The organism is Nitrosomonas sp. (genome assembly GCF_019752095.1).
Classification (GTDB): Bacteria; Pseudomonadota; Gammaproteobacteria; order Burkholderiales; family Nitrosomonadaceae; genus Nitrosomonas.
This window is the reverse complement of the sequence record NZ_JAIEMO010000043.1, coordinates 22802-28801: the sequence shown is the minus strand read 5'-3', so window position 1 is coordinate 28801 and position 6000 is coordinate 22802. Positions and strand designations below refer to the sequence as shown.

Sequence of the window (6000 nt, the reverse complement as noted above, 5' to 3'; positions counted from 1 at the left end):
GTTAGCGGTTCAATCGTTTACGATATAGCAATTTCGGGAGGAAGTCCTAAAGAGATATTTCTAGCCACTAGCAATGGAATTTTTTATAGCAATGACACGGGTATAACATTTAACAACAAACCAGCCAATTTACCTTTGGAACCCATAAATAATGTATCACTCTCACCGAATTATTTAATTGATCGCACAGTTTTCTGCACCAGTTTAACTAAATCCGTATATAAATCAACCGATGGCGGCGACAGTTGGACGCTTCATGCGTCTGGAGCAGCAGTTACCGGACAAACGAGCGCAGTGGAGGAATTCAGTGAATTGCAGGTATCTAACACATTTTTGACAGACCAAACGGTATTCCTCTCTGCGTATGATGGGCTTTTCATCTCGAAAGATGGCGGCATCACCTGGATCCAAAAACAAACTCGCAAAAATCTACTCACAGGCTTGGCTTTGTCACCAAATTTCATCAATGACCAAAGCATGATTGCAACATCATACTTCGGCGGAGGCTTATACCGATCTTCCGATGGTGGCACAACATGGACTATCGATAGAACCGGTTGGCCAGTCCCAAGTAGTATAGATCTTCCAATGAGTGCTTTCGATGTCGATTTTGCTAAAAATCAGTCAGGTCCGCCTACGGCTGTTGCCACAAGAAATACCACACATATTGGATTCTCCAACGACTTCGGACAAAATTGGACTACAAAGCCTATTCCGAAAATCCCTGAAATCTCACCATTTTCCGTATATATCAATTCCTTTGTGTTGTCGCCCACGTTTGAGAGCGACCGAGAAATCTATGTTGGCACAAGATCACATGGAGTTTTGCAAACACTTGATGGCGGAACCAGTTGGCGTTCGCTGCGAGGCGTCCCCACCACATCGCATATTGTAGGCTTGGCTATTTCCCCTAACTATGCAAATGATCGGATTGCTTTCGCTGCAACTCGCTCCGGGAAGATTTGGCGTACAACTAACGGTGGTGACAGTTGGTTGCAATCGCTGAAATTTGATTTAATCACATTGCGCGGCCTACCGGGACAACAACATTTATCAATTGCAGTCTCGCCGCAATTCGCCACGGATAAATTAATCTTCGCCGGCACAAGTAATGGCTTATATCGTTCAAAGAATGGAGGCATTAACTGGGTTACAATGACTCAAAACCATATAGGGCCGGGAACCGCCATCCAGCAAATTGAATTTTCTCCTAATTTTTCTAATGATAGCCTTATCTTTGCTATCGTTCATGGAAAAGGTTTCTATCGGATTACTCTGAATAATAATGGGGGCATAATATCCTCGACAAATATAGGTACTTCATTACTACAACAAAATATTCAATTTACAGAATTCCGCTTATCTCCTAACTTTGCACTTGATGCCACTATTATAGGTACCACACGAGCAAACGCTTACATTTCAACCGATGGTGGTTTGACTTGGGCACATGCAGGTAAAGTTGAATGGTAATTTAGCCTGAAGGTGGCGAATTATCATTCAAGCTGCCATCGACGTCTGAAATATATCTCGGCAATGGGTAGTCCCAAGCTAACTGTACCCACGCGATATTGGCAGAATGAAAATTCAATGATCCTATACAAACGCATCGATTTCCCTCTGAAATCATACAACATTCGATGTGGCTCTATTATCGATTAATTTCTTGAGTTTTTGCCCGAGAATACGCCTATGAATCGCGCAGAGCTTCAACTCGGTTGAGAACAAGGTATGCGCAGATTCAGGGTCAGCGATTCTTGGGTGTCCCCGCTCTATTCAATCTTGACCGCCATCTGGTATTACCCGAATCTGAGACAAGGAGCCTTTGCGTCTTGGAAAAATGTTACGTTAGCTATTAGACGAGAAGTCCTGCGTTGAATTCCTTTTAAAGGTTAACTTGGGTGTACCGTTTGCGAAGCTATTTGACACCGATACATAGAGTATGTTTGAATACTGCTCATATTTCATACATGGAGTTATTCGAACATGTCAAATCGTGGCGGAAAAAGAGAAAACGCAGGCAGGCCGCGCGGCCAGGGTAGATTTGGCGAACCGACGATCGCAATACGCATACCACAAAGTCAGGGAGCTAGCATCAAAATGTTTCTTGATGCTTACCAGAGCAAAAGAACAGGCTTGAATGAAGAAGCAACCAACGTGGATGAATTCTTTACGCCAGCCATCAGCGATCAATCAACCAGATTGCCGCTTTTTTCTACTAAAGTTGCTGCAGGTTTCCCAAGCCCGGCGGATGATTATGTCGAGAAACGCCTCGATATCAGTGAATTTTTAATCGATCACGCTGCTTCAACGTTCTTCGTCACAATTAAGGGGGAGTCGATGATTGATGTAGGTTTGCTGCCGGGTGACAAGGTTGTCGTGGATAGATCGAAGACGCCGGGTATCGGTAACATTGTCCTTGCAGTTGTTGACCGGGAATTCACCATCAAGATATTCGATCGTACTAAGAATGGCAGACCAAGATTATTGCCTGCAAATTCTTCAGGCGCTTATTTGCCGATCGAGATTATTGAAGGCATGCAATTTGAAATATTCGGTGTCGTGACAGGATCGTTCCGCCGTTTCGAGTAATTAATTTACTGCAGACAGAAAGTTAAAGTCATCGCACTTGCTGCATCAACATGTCTGATCGCTCTATCGCCCTGATTGATGTGAATAACTTCTATGTCAGTTGCGAGCGGGTGTTCAATCCTAAACTGGAAGACAAACCGGTTGTGGTGCTATCCAACAATGACGGTTGTGCAGTCGCCAGAAGCAACGAAGTCAAGGCACTGGGAATCAGAATGGGGCAGCCCTGGTTCCAGCTCAAAGATCTGGCAAAGAAACACGGAATTGTGGCTTATTCATCCAACTATGCTTTGTATGCCGACATGAGCAACCGCGTCATGAGCATATTAGCAACGTTCAGCCCGCATTATGAAGTATATTCCATCGATGAATGCTTTCTTGATCTCACTGGATTCAGGAAACGGAGCCTGACTCTCTACGGTCAGCATATTCGTCAACAAATTAAGCAACAGACTGGATTGCCGGTTTGTGTCGGTATTGGATCAACCAAGACATTGGCAAAACTGGCTAACCATATTGCCAAAAAGAATCCTGAATTTAATGGCGTGTGTGATCTGAGTGCTATGTCACTTCGGCAACAAGACGAGTGGTTCAACAAAACTGCAGTCGGTGAAGTCTGGGGAATCGGCAGACGGCTTGCACCCAGACTGCATGAAATAGGAATTCACACCGTTCTGGATCTCAGAATAGCCTCTCCATCGCGAATGCATTCCTATTTCTCGATCGTCATGGAAAAGATTATCCGTGAAATTAATGGCACACCTTGTATCGAGCTGGAAGAAATGAGTCCACCCAGAAAACAAATCGTCAGTTCACGCTCCTTCGGAATTCCTGTCTCAGATTTAGCTAGTTTGGAACAATCGATTTCTCTCTATATCGGCCGTGCAGCAGAAAAATTGCGGCGACAGCGATCATATGCCGGGGCAGTCTACGTCACTATCCGCACCAGTCCATTCAATGGGAAAGAGCCGTACTATACGAATAGCCTGACGATTCCACTCGCCACGCAAACGGAAAATACAGTTTTACTGACCAAGATTGCTTTGTGGGGATTACGAAAAATCTATCGATGTGGCTATAAATATCAGAAAGCTGGCGTGATGCTGTCTGAACTGGTGCCTGCGAATCATCGCCAATCCGATCTCTTTAGTCGGATATCAGCAGATAACAAATCGGATAACTTGATGAATGTCATAGATCAAATCAATATCCGCATGGGCAGAAGCACACTCAAATTGGCATCCGAGGGATTCAGGCAACCATGGAAGATGAAGCAAGGAAACAGAAGTCCCGGCTATACCACGAAGTGGGATGAGTTGATTTTTGTTACGAAATGATATGAGCCAATACAAATAATGGTACCGACAAGTTAACTGTGTCTGCGCGATATTGGCAGAATGAATAATTCAGCGGCCCTATACAAATCGCCATCGATTTCCATCCGAAATCATACAACATTCGATATAGCTCTATTTTCGATTAGTTTCTTGAGTTTTTGCCCAAAAGTACGTCAATAATCGCACCGAGCTTTCACACCAATTAATTTGGTTGAGAGAACGAAGTAGACGCAGGTTCAATTCGATAAAACAGGCTCAGCGATTCTTAGCAGGCCGTTGAAAAACTATCTGCATCGCCGCTGCGGTGTTAAAAACAGGTTCAAAATGCTCATTTATTATGCATAAACTGTGCTTTTTACCTGTTTTTGCCTTGCATCAGCTGCTTCGAAAACGTTTTTCAACGGCCTGTTAGGTGTCTATGTTTTATTTAATCTTGCCCGTCATCTGGCATTACTGGAATCTGAGACAAGGAGCCTTTGTGTTTTAGAAAGATGTTACGTTAGCATAAAACGAGAATTCCAGCATTGGGTGCTCTTTGAAAGTTAAATTACCTCCGGCAAAACCGGAGGCTTATTGAATGAGCACCTCAAAGGCGCCCTAAACCATGAACCGCCCAAGGCGGCTAAACGTCCAATTTCATTTGGTCGTAATGTTCATCCTCATGCTCTTGATTGCAGATGTACACCCTGACTATTCCTTCATCAAACCCACCGTCGAAACAAAATACCCTCGATCCCAGAAAACCTCGCCAGTGAGGTTCTTTATTCGGCCTCCAAAGCACCTCGCTATCACAATTTCACTTCTTCTCCTTGATGCATCCCATCACGTTCAATACCGCATATTTTGGCGGAATGCTGAGGCACATGCGCACATGATGTATCCTTCTACAATCTGCGCTTCTTCGGAATGAATACCACATGGCACTTAAAATCCCATCTTGTGTGGGACAAACTCTGATACTCTTTCATCTCGAACTCCTTCTCTTAGTCGAGATAGAAGATTCCCAATAACCACCATATAGGTCAAACCACTGTAAGTCCCCGGCAAAGCCGGGGACTTACCTACCTAAGTTAACTTGGCAGTAGCAATATTAGTTGTCAGTAACCAAAGTTTGGATTAGCTCAAGTTATAATTTAAAACGATAATGAGAATTGTTTGCAATTATGTAATTTCTCATGTAATATATTAACTGTCCATCAATTAATGATTGGCATACTGTGGCGGCCATCGCATTTACTACGCGTAACCGGATGATTGAGAGTTCACTTTTTGTTCTTCCTTGCGTGAAAATAAGCCCTCCCGCATCCTTACTCAGTACATTTTTCTCTCTTCTCTTCCTTTTAAATGTGCTGGGCTCTTTTTTCTGACATCTATTCATCATTGTCTGATCTTAGGTCATATGTCGGGTCCGTCCTGTGGACTTATGCGCTTACAGCGCCACAACACACACCCTACTCGTCTTGCCTATATTTACATCCTTTTATCCTCACGAAATCGATTAATAAATCCTAATAGATTATCTTAAAGGCAAAAAAATATAATTGGCAATTGATCAATTGAAAAATATTTGTGCATAAATAAACAATCCTGTGGCAAGACCACGGGTTATTAGAAAAACTCAAGTTGAAGCAACTCTTCTTTTGGCTTGCCTTGATTCTTAACACACCTCTCAACCACACTTCAATCCGCTCTTTCTCTCACAGTCGCAACATAATAGCCATCTGTCCAAAACTCACCGCCCCACAGGTCTCGTTTTAAATCCGGTTTTCTGTTAAATAGTTCTCTCGCCGTAGTACTCCTGAACACCCTAACAATCTGATACGGTGCAATCTTCGGATGTGCTGTACAAAATATATGCACATGATCTTTATCGCAACCGATCTACTCAAACTCAATATCGTATCTCTCTTCAATTTCCTTTGCAGTCGTCACGATAATATATACTATCGACTCATCTAACAGTCCTCGGCTATATTCCAACGCAAATACAACATGATAGTGGATCTGCCACGCAGAGTGACTCGACTTCTCTACGACCTCTTGCATCCCGATATTCTAAAAACTAATTAGATTC

Annotated in this window: 4 protein-coding genes and 1 pseudogene; 3 read left to right on the top strand and 2 right to left on the bottom strand. The window is 43.3% G+C overall.

Annotated elements, in window-relative coordinates:
* The 3 genes from K2Q13_RS12380 to umuC form a co-directional block, all read left to right on the top strand.
* Positions 1-1473: hypothetical protein (locus K2Q13_RS12380; protein WP_292921462.1), on the top strand; the 1473-nt coding region annotated here is incomplete at its 5' end.
* A 513-nt stretch (positions 1474-1986) separates the two neighbouring features.
* Positions 1987-2592 carry a translesion error-prone DNA polymerase V autoproteolytic subunit gene (gene umuD / locus K2Q13_RS12375; protein ID WP_292921460.1) on the top strand — a complete coding sequence of 202 codons (606 nt, stop codon included), beginning with the start codon at positions 1987-1989 and terminating at the stop codon, positions 2590-2592.
* Between the two features lie 44 nt (positions 2593-2636).
* Positions 2637-3926, top strand: coding sequence for a translesion error-prone DNA polymerase V subunit UmuC (gene umuC / locus K2Q13_RS12370; RefSeq protein ID WP_292921463.1), 1290 nt, complete (start codon positions 2637-2639; stop codon positions 3924-3926).
* Between the two features lie 622 nt (positions 3927-4548).
* On the opposite strand, the pseudogene K2Q13_RS12365 reads toward umuC, so the two are convergent.
* Both K2Q13_RS12365 and tnpA read right to left on the bottom strand, forming a co-directional pair.
* A pseudogene (locus tag K2Q13_RS12365) lies at positions 4549-4894 on the bottom strand (transposase).
* A gap of 712 nt (positions 4895-5606) precedes the next feature.
* Entirely contained in the window at positions 5607-5807 is a 201-nt protein-coding gene (gene tnpA, locus K2Q13_RS13340) for an IS200/IS605 family transposase (RefSeq protein WP_365725946.1), read from the bottom strand.
* Between the last annotated feature and the right edge of the window lie 193 nt (positions 5808-6000).

Excerpts from the sequence above, each read along its gene's own strand:
- umuD (WP_292921460.1), top strand. The coding sequence starts at position 1,987 with ATGTCAAATCGTGGCGGAAAAAGAGAAAACGCAGGCAGGCCGCGCGGC.